This is a genomic window from Parasediminibacterium sp. HNIBRBA5674, assembly GCF_056745525.1.
In genome coordinates, this window is record NZ_JBQWIE010000040.1 from 1 (window position 1) to 16,958 (window position 16,958).

24 protein-coding genes and 2 tRNA genes are annotated in these 16,958 nt (G+C 34.6%); 6 read left to right on the forward strand and 20 right to left on the reverse strand.

Going from position 1 to position 16,958, the window contains the following annotated elements:
• The coding region (locus ACT9TX_RS15825; RefSeq protein WP_481339743.1) for a transposase family protein at positions 1–485 on the forward strand (485 nt) is incomplete at its 5' end.
• Between the two features lie 350 nt (positions 486–835).
• Here the strand turns inward: ACT9TX_RS15825 and ACT9TX_RS15830 are convergent.
• The 14 genes from ACT9TX_RS15830 to ACT9TX_RS15895 form a co-directional block, all read right to left on the reverse strand.
• Positions 836–1,195, reverse strand: a complete 360-nt coding sequence (locus ACT9TX_RS15830) for a helix-turn-helix domain-containing protein (RefSeq protein WP_481339744.1) — start codon at positions 1,193–1,195, stop codon at positions 836–838.
• Positions 1,192–1,524, reverse strand: a complete 333-nt coding sequence (locus ACT9TX_RS15835; protein WP_481339745.1) for a type II toxin-antitoxin system HigB family toxin — start codon at positions 1,522–1,524, stop codon at positions 1,192–1,194. Before ACT9TX_RS15835 ends, ACT9TX_RS15830 begins: the two co-directional genes overlap by 4 nt.
• Positions 1,525–1,624: 100 nt before the next feature.
• On the reverse strand, positions 1,625–1,906 hold the full coding sequence (locus tag ACT9TX_RS15840) for a hypothetical protein (protein WP_481339747.1): 282 nt from the start codon (positions 1,904–1,906) through the stop codon (positions 1,625–1,627).
• On the reverse strand, positions 1,906–2,166 hold the full coding sequence (locus ACT9TX_RS15845; protein ID WP_481339748.1) for a hypothetical protein: 261 nt from the start codon (positions 2,164–2,166) through the stop codon (positions 1,906–1,908). The genes ACT9TX_RS15840 and ACT9TX_RS15845 overlap by 1 nt, the downstream gene beginning before the upstream one ends.
• Positions 2,159–2,458, reverse strand: a complete 300-nt coding sequence (locus ACT9TX_RS15850; protein WP_481339749.1) for a hypothetical protein — start codon at positions 2,456–2,458, stop codon at positions 2,159–2,161. Before ACT9TX_RS15850 ends, ACT9TX_RS15845 begins: the two co-directional genes overlap by 8 nt.
• Positions 2,459–2,471: 13 nt before the next feature.
• The gene (locus ACT9TX_RS15855) at positions 2,472–2,921 is read right to left on the reverse strand and encodes a hypothetical protein (protein ID WP_481339750.1); all 450 of its coding nucleotides are present in this window, start codon (positions 2,919–2,921) and stop codon (positions 2,472–2,474) included.
• A gap of 179 nt (positions 2,922–3,100) precedes the next feature.
• The gene (locus tag ACT9TX_RS15860) at positions 3,101–3,829 is read right to left on the reverse strand and encodes a hypothetical protein (protein WP_481339752.1); all 729 of its coding nucleotides are present in this window, start codon (positions 3,827–3,829) and stop codon (positions 3,101–3,103) included.
• Positions 3,830–3,832: 3 nt separating this feature from the next.
• Positions 3,833–4,069 carry a helix-turn-helix domain-containing protein gene (locus ACT9TX_RS15865; protein ID WP_481339753.1) on the reverse strand — a complete coding sequence of 79 codons (237 nt, stop codon included), beginning with the start codon at positions 4,067–4,069 and terminating at the stop codon, positions 3,833–3,835.
• 106 nt (positions 4,070–4,175) lie between these two features.
• Positions 4,176–5,780 carry a hypothetical protein gene (locus tag ACT9TX_RS15870; protein ID WP_481339754.1) on the reverse strand — a complete coding sequence of 535 codons (1,605 nt, stop codon included), beginning with the start codon at positions 5,778–5,780 and terminating at the stop codon, positions 4,176–4,178.
• A gap of 11 nt (positions 5,781–5,791) precedes the next feature.
• Positions 5,792–6,859 carry a tyrosine-type recombinase/integrase gene (locus tag ACT9TX_RS15875; protein WP_481339755.1) on the reverse strand — a complete coding sequence of 356 codons (1,068 nt, stop codon included), beginning with the start codon at positions 6,857–6,859 and terminating at the stop codon, positions 5,792–5,794.
• 193 nt (positions 6,860–7,052) lie between these two features.
• Positions 7,053–7,138, reverse strand: a tRNA-Leu gene (locus ACT9TX_RS15880).
• A 38-nt stretch (positions 7,139–7,176) separates the two neighbouring features.
• Positions 7,177–7,249, reverse strand: a tRNA-Gly gene (locus ACT9TX_RS15885).
• Between the two features lie 91 nt (positions 7,250–7,340).
• Positions 7,341–7,544 (reverse strand): hypothetical protein, encoded by a 204-nt coding sequence (locus ACT9TX_RS15890; protein ID WP_481339757.1) that lies wholly within the window; start codon positions 7,542–7,544, stop codon positions 7,341–7,343.
• A gap of 53 nt (positions 7,545–7,597) precedes the next feature.
• Complete coding sequence (locus ACT9TX_RS15895; protein ID WP_481339758.1) at positions 7,598–8,611, reverse strand: glycosyltransferase family 2 protein; 1,014 nt, start codon at positions 8,609–8,611, stop codon at positions 7,598–7,600.
• Between the two features lie 98 nt (positions 8,612–8,709).
• On the opposite strand from ACT9TX_RS15895, the gene ACT9TX_RS15900 reads away from it, so the two are divergent.
• A complete protein-coding gene (locus ACT9TX_RS15900; protein WP_481339759.1) occupies positions 8,710–9,633 on the forward strand; it encodes an alpha/beta hydrolase in 924 nt (307 codons plus the stop codon).
• Between the two features lie 234 nt (positions 9,634–9,867).
• Here the strand turns inward: ACT9TX_RS15900 and ACT9TX_RS15905 are convergent, their stop codons facing one another.
• From ACT9TX_RS15905 to ACT9TX_RS15930, 6 genes are all read right to left on the reverse strand, one after another.
• Positions 9,868–10,041 (reverse strand): DUF4295 family protein, encoded by a 174-nt coding sequence (locus ACT9TX_RS15905; RefSeq protein WP_379015018.1) that lies wholly within the window; start codon positions 10,039–10,041, stop codon positions 9,868–9,870.
• A gap of 3 nt (positions 10,042–10,044) precedes the next feature.
• Entirely contained in the window at positions 10,045–10,227 is a 183-nt protein-coding gene (rpmG, locus tag ACT9TX_RS15910; RefSeq protein WP_481339761.1) for a 50S ribosomal protein L33, read from the reverse strand.
• A 27-nt stretch (positions 10,228–10,254) separates the two neighbouring features.
• Positions 10,255–10,491, reverse strand: a complete 237-nt coding sequence (gene rpmB / locus ACT9TX_RS15915) for a 50S ribosomal protein L28 (RefSeq protein WP_481339762.1) — start codon at positions 10,489–10,491, stop codon at positions 10,255–10,257.
• A 95-nt stretch (positions 10,492–10,586) separates the two neighbouring features.
• Positions 10,587–11,459 carry a DMT family transporter gene (locus ACT9TX_RS15920; RefSeq protein ID WP_481339763.1) on the reverse strand — a complete coding sequence of 291 codons (873 nt, stop codon included), beginning with the start codon at positions 11,457–11,459 and terminating at the stop codon, positions 10,587–10,589.
• Between the two features lie 50 nt (positions 11,460–11,509).
• Complete coding sequence (locus tag ACT9TX_RS15925; RefSeq protein ID WP_481339765.1) at positions 11,510–12,313, reverse strand: polyprenol monophosphomannose synthase; 804 nt, start codon at positions 12,311–12,313, stop codon at positions 11,510–11,512.
• Positions 12,314–12,399: 86 nt separating this feature from the next.
• Entirely contained in the window at positions 12,400–13,170 is a 771-nt protein-coding gene (locus ACT9TX_RS15930; protein ID WP_481339767.1) for an exonuclease domain-containing protein, read from the reverse strand.
• Between the two features lie 325 nt (positions 13,171–13,495).
• Between ACT9TX_RS15930 and ytxJ the strand changes: the two genes are divergently transcribed.
• From ytxJ to ACT9TX_RS15950, 4 genes are all read left to right on the forward strand, one after another.
• Positions 13,496–13,828, forward strand: a complete 333-nt coding sequence (gene ytxJ, locus ACT9TX_RS15935; protein ID WP_481339768.1) for a bacillithiol system redox-active protein YtxJ — start codon at positions 13,496–13,498, stop codon at positions 13,826–13,828.
• 199 nt (positions 13,829–14,027) lie between these two features.
• Positions 14,028–15,608 (forward strand): alpha-glucan family phosphorylase, encoded by a 1,581-nt coding sequence (gene glgP / locus ACT9TX_RS15940; RefSeq protein ID WP_481339770.1) that lies wholly within the window; start codon positions 14,028–14,030, stop codon positions 15,606–15,608.
• A gap of 399 nt (positions 15,609–16,007) precedes the next feature.
• Positions 16,008–16,586, forward strand: coding sequence for a hypothetical protein (locus ACT9TX_RS15945; protein ID WP_481339771.1), 579 nt, complete (start codon positions 16,008–16,010; stop codon positions 16,584–16,586).
• 2 nt (positions 16,587–16,588) lie between these two features.
• Positions 16,589–16,867 carry a hypothetical protein gene (locus tag ACT9TX_RS15950; RefSeq protein ID WP_481339773.1) on the forward strand — a complete coding sequence of 93 codons (279 nt, stop codon included), beginning with the start codon at positions 16,589–16,591 and terminating at the stop codon, positions 16,865–16,867.
• The last annotated feature ends 91 nt before the right edge of the window (positions 16,868–16,958 follow it).

Below are 16,958 nucleotides of genomic sequence, written 5' to 3' on the forward strand. Positions count from 1 at the left end.
GATGTGAGCGAACATCCTGTGGAACGACCCCAAAAAAACAGCAATACAATTACTCTGGCAAAAAGAAACGTCATACGTTAAAAAGCCAAATAGTGGTTGAACAAAAAAGTGGTAAAATACTAGCGGTACACATCGACAATGGTCGCAATCATGACCCGATAGCTATTGATTTTCGATTATTCAAAGAAAGCCGTTTACCAATATTGCCTACTATCGAAATACAAGCTGATAGTGGTTATCAAGGCATACAACGTAAGCACACAAATAGTAAAATACCCATTAAGGGTAAAAAGAAAACACCACTTACAAACGCACAGAAAAAAGAGAACCACAAATTGTCTTCAACAAGGGTCGTAGTAGAAAATATTATTAGAACAATGAAAATATTTAGAATCTTAGCCGAAAAATACAGAAACAGAAGGAAACATTTTGCACTTAGAATTAACCTAATCCCTGCCATTTGTAATTACCAATTAGCAGTTTAATTTTATGTTAGAGGTCTCGTGCACAATTTCTTTTAATTTTCGTTTTTAAAGTTCTTTGCTTCCTCATAAAAATCACAAGTTTAATAGAATCTTGCTTAGTAGATAGTAAGATGGTTTTTGAAGTTTGCTTGCAAATTGTTTGCAAATTTAAAAAAGCCGCAAATGCGGCTTTTTTAAACTATTAAATACAAGTGCCTCAGGCGGGAACAATACCTTTTATGAAAACCCTTACTACCATTGAATTTCAGCGTTTTTGTATTTAATTTGGAACAACAGAGGAACAAATTTTGTAAAAACACCCCTTTTTAGCTACTATTCAATAATTATCTACAAGACTAAAATAAAACATTTTAGGCAGTTGGTAAAAATAATTCGGCTGGTAACTGAAAATAGTCTTTCAGCTTCTGAGCAATTTTTAAAGTTATTTCCCTTCGCCCCGAAAGGATTGAGGAAACATGCCCCTTGCTACCTATTATCGGTTCTAAGTCTTTTGCTTTTATACCTCTTTCATCCATCTTGTACTTAATGGCATCTAAAGGGTTTAATGTTGGTAACACATAATGCCTATTATCATAATCTTGTACCAATACAATTAATAACGCTAATTCGTCTGCCTCAGGTGTTCCCTCAGTAGCGTTAAAGATTTCCATTAGCCTATTACTTGCGTTGGTATAATCTTGCTCGGTTTTTAATATTTTCCAATTCATCATTCGTCTATTTTAAAGTTTTGTATGTTGGTATCAAAAGCAACAGTTTCAGCGTTTATTTTATCATATTCTTTATGCGTGCCAAACCAAATAACATAACAAGCACTTTGTACAAAATTGATTGAAACAATTAATCTAAAATCGTTGCCTTTAATATTAAAAATTACACGGTTATTGCCTACAATACTTGCGTTGCCATACACGTTTTTTAGTTCGTTAAAGTTGGCAAAACTGAACTTTGAAAACTCACTTACCCAAAGCAGTAACCCATTTTTTGCGTTTGGGTACTTGCTTATGTAATAATGGATAGTTCGTTTTACCAGTACTTTCATAGTGCGAATGTACGAAAGTTTTCAATTTGAAAACAAAAAAAAGGTAACCTCAATAGTTTAAATATTGTGTTTACCCTTAACTAAAATCTCTTTTTAGTGTTTATAAAAAGTTCCCGAAAATTAATCCTTTTCTAAAATCCCAAAATTCACCCATTAATAGCCCCGCCGTTTCCAGTCTGTCATATTCTACGCTTGTAATGCTTTTGCCTGTTGTAGTTTCAACACACATGCCAAAAGGTACGTTCAACCTGTTCCACATATCAGCAAGGTTTGTAGTGGCTTCTTTTGGGTAACAAATCCAACTTTGAGGCGGTAAAGCTTTATTTATTGGCGTGCCTTTGGCTACTTTTTTTAAAAGTTCAATTTTTTCTTTTCGTTCCATTACTTAAAAGTTATTTTATTACGTTGCATGTATTCTTCTAAATCCATACCTACCCTAATACTCTTATCATTTCTCATACGGGTTTTATAACGTTCCCTGTATTCTTTACCTGTAATTATTTCTTTTGTTGCATCACATTGGTAAGTATCGTTTGTTTCATCCACATACCATACTTCAAACGTTTCGGGTAATACTTCATTTATTGAACGTTCGCCTTTTGCAATACCTTTAAGTAATTCAACTTTTTGTTTTCTAGTCATTAGTGCTGTTTTTTAAACGGTCAATAATTTCGTCAAGTTGTTCGTCTGTCATTTTCTCAAAATCGGTGGCTAAGCTGGTAGCCTGTAATGTTGGTAATGCGTATTTAAGTAGCTTTTCAAACATCATTATTCTGTCTTTTGGCTCTAAGGCTTGCCAGTCGTTTTGTATTTGTTGCCTATTGCCATCTATAAAGCTGTTAATCCATTCTCTAAGGTTGCCCGTTACCTTATTTGGTTTGCCTTTCGGTCTGCCACCTTCGCCTTTTTTAAAGCTGGTTTTTGTATTTGCCATAAATAGCCCTATTTTATTTATTTATAATTAGTTTGTAATACCATTCTATAAAACTTTGCATATCCACAGCCACGTAATAAATACCGCCTGAGGCTTCTACACATTGCCGTTCTTTTATTTGATGTTCACTCATACGGTCTTTTGTGGCTTTGCATTTTACTTCTATGCTGCAATGCTTACCGTTTATTATGGCTGTTATGTCGGCTGTTCCCTTTCTAGTAGCTGAAGGTGTGTATTTCATTTTGCCATTTATTAGCCTATTTACACCCATGCAGTTAATACGGTTACAGTAATGCTTATTAAACTTTAAAAAGTCCATAATAGCGTTTGTAAGCCCGTTTGTAGTTGTATCAGTATAAGGCTTTAGCTTCATTGCTTTACCGCCTGAGGCTTTGTAAAATCCTGGTGCAGTTGCCTCTAAATATTGATGCTTTAAAGTTGTTAGTATGTTATGCCAATTCATTTGTAAAAAGTTGTTGTTATGAAAAATTGCTTTTTAGTTCTGTACTTTATTACACTACCTATTTTTAGTACCTTGTTTAATTATCTTATTATAGTTCGTGATGTTTTATTGTAAAAAAGTTGTAGCTAATCGGCAATTAAAAAAGCATTTCGGTTGTAAAAAGTTAGTGAAATAATTTATTAAAAGGGTAGGTTTTCAATCGGTTCTAAATGTTTGTGCTGGTTGTTTTTATTGTGTTTATCCTGTTGCCATAGTATTTGCTTTGCTGCTTCTTTGGCTTCTTTTTTATCTTGTTGCAATTGCTTTACTAAGTAGGCTTTTTTGTTCCTTTCTACTTCTAAGGTTAAAGCCTTCATAGTTAAATCGTAGCTACAAAAAACACCTTTGCCCCTAACAGTAACCAAGCCCCATGAAAGTTCTAGTTCGGTTCTTAATTTGTTACATTGGTAATGGTTATTGTATTGTGCTATTTCAGGCGAAAAGCTAGTGAGGGTTTTATTGCTGCCATCCATACGGGATAACATCAAAGCGTTATTAATCTTACAATATTTCTTTTTGCCGATAATGCTTCTAATAGCCAAGTGAGCAAGCAAACAAGCCCTTTGCAGTTCGGTTTTATCATTGTTCAAGTAATCTATCCAAACCGCTTTAGATATGCCTACAAATGCAGTTTTACGGGGCAAAGCTGCAAACAAATGTTGCCCCGTTTTTTCTGCATTGCTTAGATTGCTAAACGTTAAACCGAAATAATTTGCAGCATTTTTAAATTCGCATCCCTGAGCCGTCATAAAATCATAACAAGCGTAAGCAGCTACATTATACAACACCGCTTTACTATCTACTAAAAACCCCTTGTAAATCTCAATTGGTGCGTTCAAATAATCCTGAGCGGTTCTTTGCTTTGCCATCTTTTATTGATGAGTAGTTACATAGGTTGCAGCCTGTATTTGCTTTTCTTGTTGGCTGGTACTTGCATTACTAAGCATCCAAGCTTCTAACTTTTCACGGTCAAAAAATATCTTCTTACCATTAGGCTTGCTAAAGGGTATAATATTTTGATGCGTTAATTTATAAACGTATGACTTTGCATAGCCTAAAAATTGGCATCCCTGCTCGAATGTTAAAACTTTACTGTTTGAAAAATCCATTTTAAATAATTTGAGAATTAATAAAATGGAATAGCTATTCCTTATCTACAACTGCATTGCAAACGTAGAAACGAAAAGAAGTGAAAGAAGTAAGAGGAACTAAGTCTTAATTAAGATTAACCACAACCTTGTTTATTTTTTTATAAATATCGCTTTGTCTATCAATATTCTGTAACGCACCCGCAATTGTATTTGCATTCATTGGCTTTTGACTTTTTTTGCCTTTAAAACATTGGTTATTTTCTATAACGCTTTGCCATTCTTTCGATATAAAGCCCTTATTTGATAGGCAACTAAGTAAGGCAGCAAGGTTTATGTTATTAGTTACTTCGTAAGGTTTAGATACCTTACTATTAAAAATACTTTCTAAATCAGTTTGTAAAAATGGTTCTTTGAATAGTTTAATTTCGGTTACTAAGTCAAAAATTTTCCCAAGTTGCTCAAGTATTAATTTGCTTTCAAAGGTTTTTGCTGGTGCTTGTGTTTCTTTCAATTTTTCCTCTAAAAAATTAACCACATCACAAGAAAACTTTGCAAAGTCTTGGTTAAGAATTGGCTTTATTTCAGGATCAAATACTGAATAGTTTCCTGTATGTGCTTTGTAAACTTCCTTATTATCTCTAATAGTTAAATATTTCTTACCATAGATAACTTTTACATTTTCATCTTTACTACTTTCAATGTCATAAAGCTTGCCATACTGTTTCAAATTTTCCCGCCCTATCTGTAAAATCGGTTTTAACAATTGCTTTAATACTGTTGGATTTGGTGAAGTAACCATGTAATCATTAACCGAACTTTTAAACTTATCTAAATTGAAAAGGTGCAAATTAGTATGTATTAAAAATTGGTTGATAACATACTCATTCAATCCATTTTTTTTATTTGGTTCAAGTTGGGTTTGTAGTTGTTTGTTATAGAATTGTAAATTAAATTCAGTTAATTCTATTTGTTCCATTGGCTTTAACGTGACTTCAATGGGTTGAGCTGGTTGTTGTATCTCTTTTAATTTTTCTTTACAATAGTCGTAAACTTCACGATAAATTTTATCATATTCAGTAGGTGTTTCCCCCTCATTAAAGTAATACCTACCGCCATCTTTTGGCATCGCATGTATAAGGTTGCCGTAAAATATTTGTCCCTTAAATTCTGCTTTTACATGCTTTGCCTCAATATAGTTTTCAAAAGAAAATAGGTTTGTACCCGAAATAATGTACTCTCTTTTGTAAAGAGCTTTAGCTATATCATTGTAAAAATCAGTTTCAAATTGCTTCAATTCAGTTTGTTTAATTTGTTCTTTAAAATGTCCCAGAAGTTTTTTAAGAAATTCCAAAAATTGAAAATCACTTTCATCAAATCCTTGTGCCATATCGTTACCACTTACAGCGTACCCAAACCCATCTTGCAAATTCTTTAAATTAGTATTGTTATTTAAAGGTTTCTCTTTAATATAAATTTTTTCTTTTATACAGTTACAAACTTTTAGCAACTGGTTTTCTTTACTTAGAAACCTTATGGTGTTATTATAGTCTCTTAGTTCCTGCTTGAAATTAAAAATATTACTCCACATTAACCCCCAATTTTCCTGAACAAAGGTTGCGTTTACATCCCTATAAGTATTATTCACAAACAAAGGGTTGGTATCGGCTCGCATTGCTTCTACGTCAGTTTCTAAGAAATATTTTATCCAGTCGTAATCTCTTAATTTCATTTCATAATATTTTAAAACTCAATGTTTATTTTATCGGTTGCCGTTCTTTTCATTTCGTCTGAGGCTGTAACATAGCGTTGTGTATGTGTGGTGCTTTTATGCCCCATTAATTTAGAGGTGGTTAAAATATCTACATCATTAAAAATTAGGTTTGTGCCGTAGCTGTGCCGCCCATTGTGAAAAGTTATTGCCTTGCTTATTCCTGCCCTTGTTATCCATGCTTTAAGGGTTTTATTTACACCGTTGTGTGTTGGTAGGGTAAACACGTTTACATCGCTTTTTTGTGGTTCGCCCATTAGTTTTATAGCACTATCGTTTAAAGGCACAACTACTTCAACATCGGTTTTGCTTTGTGGTAGTTTCATTTGCCTTGTAGATAGGTTTATGTGTTTCCATTGTAAAGCCTTTACATCAATAAACCGTAAGCCTGTAACACAAGCAAACAAAAAAGCAGTTTTTACATTTTGGCTATCGGTATGGGTTGCCGCTAATTGTTTTATTTCGTCAATAGTTAAAGCATCTTTTTTTCGTGCAGTTCCCTTCACTTTCTTTTCTACAAAGTCTAGCACATTGGTTTTCATCAACTTTTTACGGTAAGCCTGTTTAATCATTTTGGCAAAGCGTTTATAGTAGCTTCTTGCCCCTTCGCCTTCGCTGTTGGCTTCTAAGTAATCAATAAAGCCCTCTATTAACAAAGCATCTAAACTACCAAAGGTTAATTGTGGCTTGCCTATGTTTTGCAAGTATGTAGTAAAGCGTTTGGTAACGCCTTGCATGTTTCTTATGTCTTTTTTATCGTAAGTTTTTATGTAGGCTTGCATCCATGTAGTAACAATTGTTTTGTTTCCTGCATCAGTGGTCATGTCGTAACCTGTTGCTTGCAATTGTGCAGCCCTTTCAACTACTATTTCTTTTGCCAGTTGTAAAATGCTTTTGTTGTGGTCTCTTGTAGCAATACTATCCTTTGAGAGTTTTAAATGCTTTAGCGTTTCATAAGTTCTTAATCCGTTATGGTAAATATCGAGCCTTAAAGTTGTTGAACCGTCTGCATTTTTTCGCTTGCGAAGTATTACACTCATTTTCCTTTAGTTTGCTTTTATCTTCTAAAGGTATGATTTTTTATATTACGTGTTCCAAACGTGGCACAATAGAGGAACAAAATTTGTTCCATAGAACAGAAATGAAAGGAAACAGAAAGAAAGGCTAAACGCTGAAAGTATTGATTTTATTGAGTTTTAGGCATAAAATAACCCGCTAAAAAAGCGGGTTATGTGCCTCAGGCGGGAATCGAACCCGCACTCGCATTGCGGCGAACAGGATTTTAAGTCCTGCGTGTCTACCAATTCCACCACCAAGGCTGCCAAAAAAAATTCCATCTTGAGATGGAATTTATCAGAGCGAAAGACCAGGCTCGAACTGGCCACCCCGACCTTGGCAAGGTCGTGCTCTACCAAATGAGCTACTTTCGCGTTTTGTTTTAAGATCTTTCCCGTTTTTCGGATTGCAAAAATAGGGAAGAAAACTTAATGACAAAATATTTTTTTACTTTTTTGAGTTTTTTTACTTGTACTCTGGTTTGTACTGACTGCTCTTTTGTACTTCTACATCAGGAGTGCCTTTATAACGGTAATTGTATAATTTATAACAACCACCAAGTACAAATGCTAATAAGCAGAATACTTGTAGGTAAAATAAGAAACGAGATGAGTTTACCCAATTTTTGGTAAAGTCTTTGTTGCTGTTGTCGCTAACTTCGTATGCCATAGTTGTTGTATTGCGTTGCAAAAATAGGGGTCAGCAACAAATTATAAAAGCTTCTAGCCAACTATTTCTGTAAACTTTGTTTTCTGTTTTACAAAATGCTGCCAAACAACGCTTCCTTTATAAACACCTTGCAAACTGCAAAGCGATTTTTTGGGTAGCTGATGTTTAGTGTAACCCTTTAACAGTAAGTAACACACGGCAAAATGTGCTTTTACAATAGCGATAAAAAAATAACTGTCGCCATGTAACAAACCTTTCCAAGCAGAAACTGCATCTAACAAAAATCTAAATGGCAGTTTATATAATTTCTCATGGAGTGGTAAATTTTTAGCAAGCATTAAAAGATTATTTCTAAAATTTAAAAACACCTTTCGCCCACCACGAGGCAATGTGCCTGCGCCTACATGGTATACTACTGACTCTGGACAAACCATGATGCTGTATCCTGCTAATTGCATGCGCCAGCATAAATCTATTTCTTCCTGATGCGCAAAAAAGAAAGCATCTAAGCCACCAAGCTCATGATACACATTACTACGTACAAACATTGCAGCACCGCTAGCCCAAAAAACTGATTCTGTAGTATCATACTGACCATTATCTTCTTCCAATACATCAAAAATTCTTCCACGAGATAAAGGATAACCAAGTGCGTCAATCCAGCCACCACTTGCACCAGCATATTCAAAAGAATGCTTGTTATTGTAAGCTAATAATTTAGGCTGACAAGCCGCAATTTGCTTGTCATTTTTCATTAATGAAATAATGGGTTCAATCCAATTTGGCGTTACTTCTACATCTGAATTTAGCAACACATAGTAATCACTTTTTACTTGCTGCAAAGCCCAATTGTAACCACCTGCAAAACCATCATTTTGCTTATTTACTAAAACTTCTACAGTAGGAAATTGTTCTTGTAGAATTAGTAACGAATCATCAGTGGAAGCATTGTCTGCAACAATTACGCGTTTATTAGCATACGACGACGCTAGTACTGCTGGCAAAAACTGCTGCAAATATTGCTGACCATTATAATTAAGAATGACGACTGCTACTATTGGTTGCAAAAATTAAAATTTTGGCGAAAATAGTAGTTTATAGATGAGGATAGAGAAGATTATGAACCGAAAGTAATTACTTTACCACTCAATTATAATTTGCCAATATGACTCTACAAAAAACAATGCAACTATTGTTGCTTTTAATTGCCGCCAATATGATTCATGCACAAACCATGATACCTTTATATAAAGGTGCTGTACCCAATTCAAAACCTTGCAACAAAGTAGAAGACAAAACAGCTGCTGATAGAGCTGCTGGCGTTACAACCCCTTGTATGTATGCATTTATTCCCGAAAAAAAGGATAGTGCAAAAACCTGTGTTATTATTTGCCCAGGTGGTGGTTATAGATATTTAGCCATTGGGCATGAAGGCTATCAAGTAGCAAAAGCTTACAATGCGAGAGGCATTACTGCTTTTGTACTAAAAAATCGTGTACCTGTAGATGCAGAATGTTTTGAAAACAAAGAAATCGTTGCCTTAATGGATGCTCAGCAAGCCATTAAACTAGTAAGAGAAGGAGCAGCAGAATATGGTATTGATCCAAATAAAATTGGTTTAATGGGCTTTTCAGCAGGTGGCCACTTAGCTAGCACTGCTGGCACACATTTTAATTCTGTAACAATAGAAAATGGTGCCAACACGTCTCTAAGGCCTGACTTTTTAATACTTGGTTACCCAGTAATAAGTTTTAGTGATACCCTTGCGCACATTGGCTCTAGAGATAATATGCTTGGTAAAGCTCCTAGTGAAGAAAAAAAGATATTGTACAGTAACGAATTGCAAGTAACTGCGCAAACACCACCTACTTTTTTGGTACACGCTGCTGACGATAAAACTGTAAAGGTTGAAAATAGTTTGTTATTTTTTATGGCTTTGCAAAAAAACAAAGTGCCAGGTGAAATGCACATTTTGCAAAAAGGAAGTCATGGCTTTGGGCTTAATAACAAAGCAGAACCTACAAACTGGCTTATTAATGTTTATGCATGGATGAAAGCAAACCGCTTTATGAAAGGTGATATTGAATAGTGAATGGTCAGTAGTCAATGGTAAGTAGTAAGTAAGCACAAAACAGCAACAATATAAACAAGCATTGCTACTTGGTGGACAAAGCTGAGTAGCATGCTTTATGATGCAGTGTGCGACGCAACGACAGCTACATAGTATTACAACCGCTGGTTAAAAAAAATTATTATAGGCACAAAACAAAAAAGCTGACTCAACTAAATGAACCAGCTTATGATAAGTTATAAACACACACAATTATTTCTCAGCTAAGAAATCTTTCACTTTGTCTTTGTGTATGATTGCCTCTTTAAAAGTATAGGCACCTGATTTTGGGCTACGTACAGCTTTAATTACTTTAGTGTAATTTTTGGCTTCTGCTGCAGCCTTTAAATCCTTAACTTTCGCATTCTTTGAAGCTACTTTTGCCATGGTTTATTTAATTTCTTTATGAACAGTTACTTTTTTCAAAATTGGGTTGTACTTCTTAAGCTCTAAACGCTCAGGAGTATTCTTTTTGTTCTTTACGCTGATGTAGCGGCTTGTACCAGGCATACCACTTGTTTTATGCTCGGTACATTCCAAAATCACCTGAACTCTGCTACCTTTCTTTGCCATTATATAGATAATTTGTGGTGTGTAAAATTAGATTTTTTCGCCTTTGGCTCTTAGTGCTTTTACAGTAGCTTCTAAACCATTTTTATTAATGGTACGGATAGCTTCGCCAGATACTTTTAAAGTAACCCAACGACCTTCTTCAGCATAAAAGAAACGCTTAGTTTGTAAATTTGGTAAAAACCTACGTTTAGTTTTAATGTTTGAGTGAGAAACACTGTTACCAACCATTGGCTTTTTTCCTGTAACCTGACATACTCTTGCCATAACACATTTTTTTTCGGACGGCAAAAGTAAGGAATGAGTTTTGAATAGCAATAGATTTTTGGAGTTTTTTATTACAAACTGCCAAAAAATTAATTTTAAACCTTTCTATAACGCAATACTCGCATCATTTGCAAGGCTACAGAGAGAATTATGAGTGCAAAACCCCAATAAAAACCTGCACCGAGCTCTTTGTTTTCGTGATAAACAGCAAAAGCTAGTATAATACCGTACACAGGTTCTAAATTTAAAGTTAGGTTTTGTGTAAAAGCTGATACCTTTTGTAGCGCCTGCAGCGATAAATCCATAGCCCACAAGGTACAAAACCAACTCATGAGCACTAGCCAAAACCAATCTGACGAAGAAGGTGTAAGATGATTTGTAGGAAATGCTTGCAAATAAAATGGTAATAAAGCCGTAATAGCCAAAAAACCACCACTTAATTCGTACAGCATCATGGTTTTAGGTGTAATAGTTGCTACCACTTTTTTATTAACGATAGAAAACACCACACTAAAAATAGTAGCCAGTATGCCTATTATGATACCTAACTTATAATGCGGATCGAAATGAAAAATGAGATAAATACCAGCAATACCAATAAAACCGAGCAAGAATTCTCTGACATTAAACTTTTTCTTGGTGAAAATAGGTTCAATAACTGCTGTAAATAAACCTGCAGAAGATAAACAAACCAAAGCGATAGAAACATTGGCGAACTTAATACTGCCGTAAAAAAATACCCAGTGAAAAGCCACAATAGCACCAGCACCAAATAATTGCCATATTTTCTTAGCTGGCAACTTTTCTAACTTACCAGTATACCAAAGCATTACGAACAATGTAATTACTGTAATAAGAATGCGATACCACACCAATAATGGTGCATTAAGTGTAATTAATCTACCAAGTACACCTGTAAAGCCCCAAAGAAATACGGCAAAGTGTAATTTTATTAAGGTAGAACGCAAGAAATATTGATTTGAAATTTGAAGTTTATGATTTGAGATTGAGACATCTCTTATTTACTTTCAGCAGCATAGTCACCATTAAAATTAGCTGTGATGATTTTAGCAGTTTCAGCAGGCGCTTTTACTTTACGCTTAAAACCGCCAAACATACTTTGCCATTGCAAGCGCAATACGCCTACCATACCTTCTTTTAAAATTTTGACGCTCATTTTACTCACGCCAGTTTTTCTATCTTGAAAAGTAATAGGCACTTCGGTAATTGTAAAACCAAGTTTCCAAGCTACAAACTTCATCGCTATCTGAAATGCATAACCAATAAAGTTTATTTCATTAAGGTTGATAGCTTCTAAAACTTTCACGCTGTAACAAATAAAACCAGCTGTGGGATCTTTTATAGGCAACCAAGTAAGAATTTTAGTGTACAAAGCACCACCACGTGAATAAAAATGACGGTCAAGTGGCCAATCTAATACTTTACCACCTTTTACATATCTACTACCAACGGCTACATCAGCACCACCAATCTTGCAGGCCTCATACAGACGTTGCAAATCTTTTGGGTTGTGTGAGAAATCAGCATCCATTTCAAAAATATACTGATAACCATTTTTAATAGCCCATTTAAAGCCATGTATATAAGCAGTACCAAGCCCTAATTTACCAGAACGTTCTTCGATAAATAATTGATTAGGATAAGTTGCCTGCAAGTCTTTTACAATTTGCCCAGTACCATCTGGCGAGCCATCATCTACAATAAGTACGCGAAAATTTTGCTGTAAGTTAAATACAGCATGAAGGATGTTTGCAACATTCTCCTTCTCATTATAAGTAGGTATTATAACCAGTTTTTCCAACACTAAAGAGGGTATTTATTACTAAAATAGTGAAAAAAGTATAACTACAATCTATTTTCGGCAAATAACAGGTATTTATTGCTCAATTACCCCTTCTTTAACAAAGTTCTATTTAAAATTTCTGTGAATTTTTGTTTTGTATTGATGGCAAAGTCGCCCTTCATCATCCAATCATAGTATTGTGGTTCTTCTTTTAGTACTTGTGTAACAGGCTTGCCCTTGTGTTTGCCAAAATTGAAAACTTCTACACCATTTACACGGATGAAACGACGTGCAAAGTCTACTATATCGTCCTCACCAGTAAATTTTACAATGCTTTCTACTGTATTACCAATACTAGGATAACGCTCTACTTGCGCTTCTAAAACTTCCCAAGTAGCTGTTGCATCTGCTTCAGCACCATGCGCACCCTCAAGCACTTTACCACAATAAAATTTATACGCTGCACCTAAAGTACGCTGTTCCATTTGGTGAAATACTTTTTGTACATCTACCAATTTTCTACCGTCAATATTAAAATCAATACCAGCACGTGAAAATTCTTCTATCAGCAAAGGCAAATCAAAGCGATTGCTGTTGTAACCACCAAGATCACAATTGTCTAAAAACTGTTTAACTTCATTTGCAACAGCCTTAAATGTAGGCGCATCTTTTACCATATCATCAGTAATACCATGTACATCGCTAGCCCCTTGTGGTATTGGTATTAATGGATTGATGATTTTACGTTTAACCAACTTTGTACCATCAACTGCAATTTTCACAATTGCTATTTCTACAATTCTATCGTTGCTAATATTAATGCCTGTAGTTTCTAAATCTAAAAAAGCAATTGGACGGGTTAATTCTAATTTCATGTAGTTATGGGGTATTAAAATGGACTCTGCTTAATGCGAAAGTAAGCAACCACAAGAAGCATGTTGAAAATAATTTTGCAAAAACTTATGTTTTTATAGAAGCAACAACAAGCGTGTTTACCTTATCTTTGAATTGATATACGTCATTATTAACCCATCATAAACGTTTTTATGAGAAAACTAATCTTAATAGTTGCATTGTTTGCATTTACTGGTGCTGCATTAACTTCTTGTGCTTCTAGCCGTGGTAAAGGCTGCCCTACTACTAATCCAAAATATTTTAGAGGTTAATTTTTAGTTGTACTTTTTTAGATTAGATGCATTTATGAATTGGATTGCGCTTGAGACTGAACAGCAACTACAAACGATTGCTGATAAATCTTTTACAACACCACAAGTTATTTTTAAACATAGCACCACTTGCAGCATTAGCAGCATGGCCTTAAACCGTCTTGAACGTTCTGAAGCACCTGCTAATGTTGACTTTTACTACCTCGACCTTCTAAAATTGCGTCCTATTTCTGCAGCTATTGCCGAAAAATTTCAAGTACATCACGAGTCACCACAAGTATTGGTGATAAAGAATGGCGAATGTGTGTACGATGAAAGCCACTACGGTATTTCTATGGACGAAATAGCAGAACAAACTGCTAGCTAATTAACTGATTTACACATAAAATTTATCAACCGCAAATAATTGCGAGCCAAAAACAATGTGTATTTTTTACACGTTTTTATATTGCGGTTCAATATTGTTTTATCATTGCCAAAATAACTTCTGTTTTATGAACTTTAGAAACTACTCGGTTCCTTATCAGATCAACGAAAACTACAGCAAAAAAGCGGCGTACTTTTCAATGGAATTTGCTATTCACCAGCCACTAAAAATATACAGTGGTGGTTTAGGTTTTTTATCTGGTTCGCACTTACGTAGTGCTTACGAGTTACGCCAAAACATGGTAGGCATAGGTATTTTATGGAAATATGGTTACTACGATCAAACACGTAATCAGGACCAAACTTTGCAGCCTGCTTGGATGGAAAAAAACACTTCTTTTCTTCAAGATACAGACATCAAGTTTCAAATATTAATACACGATGCACCGGTTTGGGTAAAGGCTTACTACTTAGCGCCAGAAACCTTTAATACTGCGCCATTATTTCTATTAAGTACCGATTTACCAGAGAACGATTATGTTTCCCAAACCATTTGCCATCGCTTATACGATGCAAATGTTGCTACCAAAATTGCTCAGTTTATTTTGCTTGGTATTGGCGGTGCAAAATTGATGGACGAAATAGGTTTCAATCCTGATGTGTATCATTTGAATGAAGCACACGGTATTTCTTCTGCTTTTTACTTGCTGAATAAATTTAGAAGCGTAGAAAAGCTAAAAGAACATTTAGTATTTACCACACACACACCTGAAGAAGCTGGTAACGAAAAGCACGACTTATACTTATGCCACAAAATGAGTTATTTCTGCGGCTTAAGTTTAGATGAAGTACGCAAGCTTACTGGCACAGAAGACGATCAATTTAACCACTCATTAACTGCTTTACGCTTTGCTCGGAAAGCCAATGGTGTAAGTGCCTTGCACGGTGTAGTTTCTAGAGATATGTGGGGTAAATATCCTGGCATTTGCGACATTATTTCTATTACCAATGCACAAAACTGGAAATATTGGGCAGACAAACAATTGTATGGTTTTAAAGACAGCGGTAACGACTTTGGCTTTGACGACCGTAAGAAATACTTGAAGAAACGTGCCTTTGAAATTATTGCCGACCAAACAGGTAAAATATTTGACCCAAATGTGTTAACCATTGTATGGGCTAGACGTTTTGCAGGCTACAAACGTGCAGACATGTTGACCTACGACATGGAACGTTTTGAAAGATTGCTAAGCAATATTAAACACCCAGTACAAATTATATGGGCTGGTAAACCTTATCCATTCGATTATCCAGCTATCGGCACTTTTAACAACTTGGTACATTTAAGCAAAAAGTATAAAAACGTAGCGGTGTTAATTGGCTATGAATTGGCTTTAAGTAAACGCTTAAAACAAGCAGCTGATATTTGGCTAAACAACCCTCGTGTGCCACGTGAAGCAAGCGGTACAAGTGGCATGACGGCTGCTATGAATGGTGCAGTAAATTTTAGTACTGATGATGGATGGATACCAGAATTTGTAGACCATGGTAACAATGGTTTTGTAGTGCCAAAAGCAGATTACGAAAACATGAATACCCACGAACAAGACGAATATGATTTGAATAAGACTTACGAGATTTTGGAAAATCAGATTTTGTCTTTGTATTACGATAATTACGACACTTGGAGACAAATTATGAAAAACGGCATGAGAGATGTACGTTTCCAATTTGACAGTAACCGTATGGCACATGAGTATTATGAATTGATGTATAAATAAGTTCATAGTCGATAGACCATAGATAGAACGACCGCCCAAAGCAATCAAGCTTTGGGCGGTTTTATTTTGTTAGCAATTGAAAATGTAAAAACCTCAAAAAAGTTTTTTGAACAAAAAATTCGGAAATAAAACCTTCAAAAAATGTTTTTGGACAAAAAGTTTACGTGCAAAAGCTTCAAAAAAGTTTTTTGAACAGAAAATTCAGAAATAAAACCTTCAAAAAATGTTTTTGAGCAAAAAGTTTGCGTGCAGAAGCTTCAAAAAAGTTTTTTGAGCTTTTTAAGTTTTATAAATGCTTGAACGAGGTCTGTTTGGTAAAAAGCATCGGAATAAACGCATCATTTAAAGTTTACAAGAACTAGACATTATCTATTTTTATGCCCATCTATTAGGCTAAAAATGAAAATACTGAAACAACCTTACGGGGAAATCCTTAAACATTTGATAAAAATCGCAGATAGCTTTAACTCTGAAGAATATAACTACCTTACATCCTATCCTTACTTCTTAGATTATTTCAAAAAACTTGAAGTAATCAACTTAGAAAATGTAGTCATTGGAATAAGCTTTACTTACTCTTGGATGCCAACGATTTTAACATTATCTCTAGAAAATTCTCATGAAGTAATTAATATTTTGAATGAAGCAAAAAATGGTACGAATCTTAGCAGTAATGAACTTACAATTTTAAAAGTAGCATTCAACAATTCTCTTGTTGGTACTTCAAAACTCCTTCATTTCATTAATCCCGAAGATTATGCAATTTGGGATAGTAAGGTTTACAAATTCTTAAATGAAGAAAGTCCCCATAAATACCGATTAGAAAAACCAGAGTTGTATATTGAATATCTAGATTTTATAAAAAAGTTGAGAAATGAAAAAGAATTCCCTAGTTTTTATGAATTGATGAAACAAAAGGTGGGTTTTGAGATAACCGAATGTAGATCTTTAGAATTAGCATTTTTTAAGGGGCAATAATTATGAAGACATATAGAGAACAAATTATTGAAACGATAAAAAGCCTAAGTACCACAAGAGAAATTGTTTTTGAACAAATTGTGAATCTTGCAATGTCAAACGAGTACGGCTACATACAAGAGGTTTTTGAAGAAGGTGATGTTTATTCATTTTCTTTATCACATTTTGAGAATATGGAAGATGCTAACATACAGAATCTTGTGAGCCTTTGTAAGAAAACTGAAGAAGCATTTTTTTCGATTATTAACTTAAATGGAATTAAAGAGGAAGAATTTGAATAAGTAAATTTTATAGAGAAAAAATAATTGCAGTAAACTTCTGTATTTCCAAATAACAATTACGCCCTCAAAATTTGAGGGCGTAATTGTTTAT

Bases quoted from the DNA above. Each gene is read 5' to 3' on its own strand.
- ACT9TX_RS15860 (WP_481339752.1), bottom strand. From the start codon at position 3,829: ATGGCAAAGCAAAGAACCGCTCAGGATTATTTGAACGCACCAATTGAG.
- rpmG (WP_481339761.1), bottom strand. From the start codon at position 10,227: ATGGCAAAGAAAGGTAGCAGAGTTCAGGTGATTTTGGAATGTACCGAG.
- ACT9TX_RS15840 (WP_481339747.1), bottom strand. From the start codon at position 1,906: ATGGAACGAAAAGAAAAAATTGAACTTTTAAAAAAAGTAGCCAAAGGC.
- ACT9TX_RS15930 (WP_481339767.1), bottom strand. From the start codon at position 13,170: ATGAAATTAGAATTAACCCGTCCAATTGCTTTTTTAGATTTAGAAACT.
- rpmB (WP_481339762.1), bottom strand. From the start codon at position 10,491: ATGGCAAGAGTATGTCAGGTTACAGGAAAAAAGCCAATGGTTGGTAAC.
- ACT9TX_RS15865 (WP_481339753.1), bottom strand. From the start codon at position 4,069: ATGGATTTTTCAAACAGTAAAGTTTTAACATTCGAGCAGGGATGCCAA.
- ACT9TX_RS15870 (WP_481339754.1), bottom strand. From the start codon at position 5,780: ATGAAATTAAGAGATTACGACTGGATAAAATATTTCTTAGAAACTGAC.
- ACT9TX_RS15875 (WP_481339755.1), bottom strand. From the start codon at position 6,859: ATGAGTGTAATACTTCGCAAGCGAAAAAATGCAGACGGTTCAACAACT.
- ACT9TX_RS15890 (WP_481339757.1), bottom strand. From the start codon at position 7,544: ATGGCATACGAAGTTAGCGACAACAGCAACAAAGACTTTACCAAAAAT.
- ACT9TX_RS15945 (WP_481339771.1), top strand. From the start codon at position 16,008: ATGAAAATACTGAAACAACCTTACGGGGAAATCCTTAAACATTTGATA.
- ACT9TX_RS15850 (WP_481339749.1), bottom strand. From the start codon at position 2,458: ATGGCAAATACAAAAACCAGCTTTAAAAAAGGCGAAGGTGGCAGACCG.
- ACT9TX_RS15950 (WP_481339773.1), top strand. From the start codon at position 16,589: ATGAAGACATATAGAGAACAAATTATTGAAACGATAAAAAGCCTAAGT.
- glgP (WP_481339770.1), top strand. From the start codon at position 14,028: ATGGAATTTGCTATTCACCAGCCACTAAAAATATACAGTGGTGGTTTA.
- ACT9TX_RS15830 (WP_481339744.1), bottom strand. From the start codon at position 1,195: ATGATGAATTGGAAAATATTAAAAACCGAGCAAGATTATACCAACGCA.
- ACT9TX_RS15845 (WP_481339748.1), bottom strand. From the start codon at position 2,166: ATGACTAGAAAACAAAAAGTTGAATTACTTAAAGGTATTGCAAAAGGC.
- ACT9TX_RS15900 (WP_481339759.1), top strand. From the start codon at position 8,710: ATGACTCTACAAAAAACAATGCAACTATTGTTGCTTTTAATTGCCGCC.
- ACT9TX_RS15855 (WP_481339750.1), bottom strand. From the start codon at position 2,921: ATGAATTGGCATAACATACTAACAACTTTAAAGCATCAATATTTAGAG.
- ACT9TX_RS15835 (WP_481339745.1), bottom strand. From the start codon at position 1,524: ATGAAAGTACTGGTAAAACGAACTATCCATTATTACATAAGCAAGTAC.
- ytxJ (WP_481339768.1), top strand. From the start codon at position 13,496: ATGAATTGGATTGCGCTTGAGACTGAACAGCAACTACAAACGATTGCT.
- ACT9TX_RS15905 (WP_379015018.1), bottom strand. From the start codon at position 10,041: ATGGCAAAAGTAGCTTCAAAGAATGCGAAAGTTAAGGATTTAAAGGCT.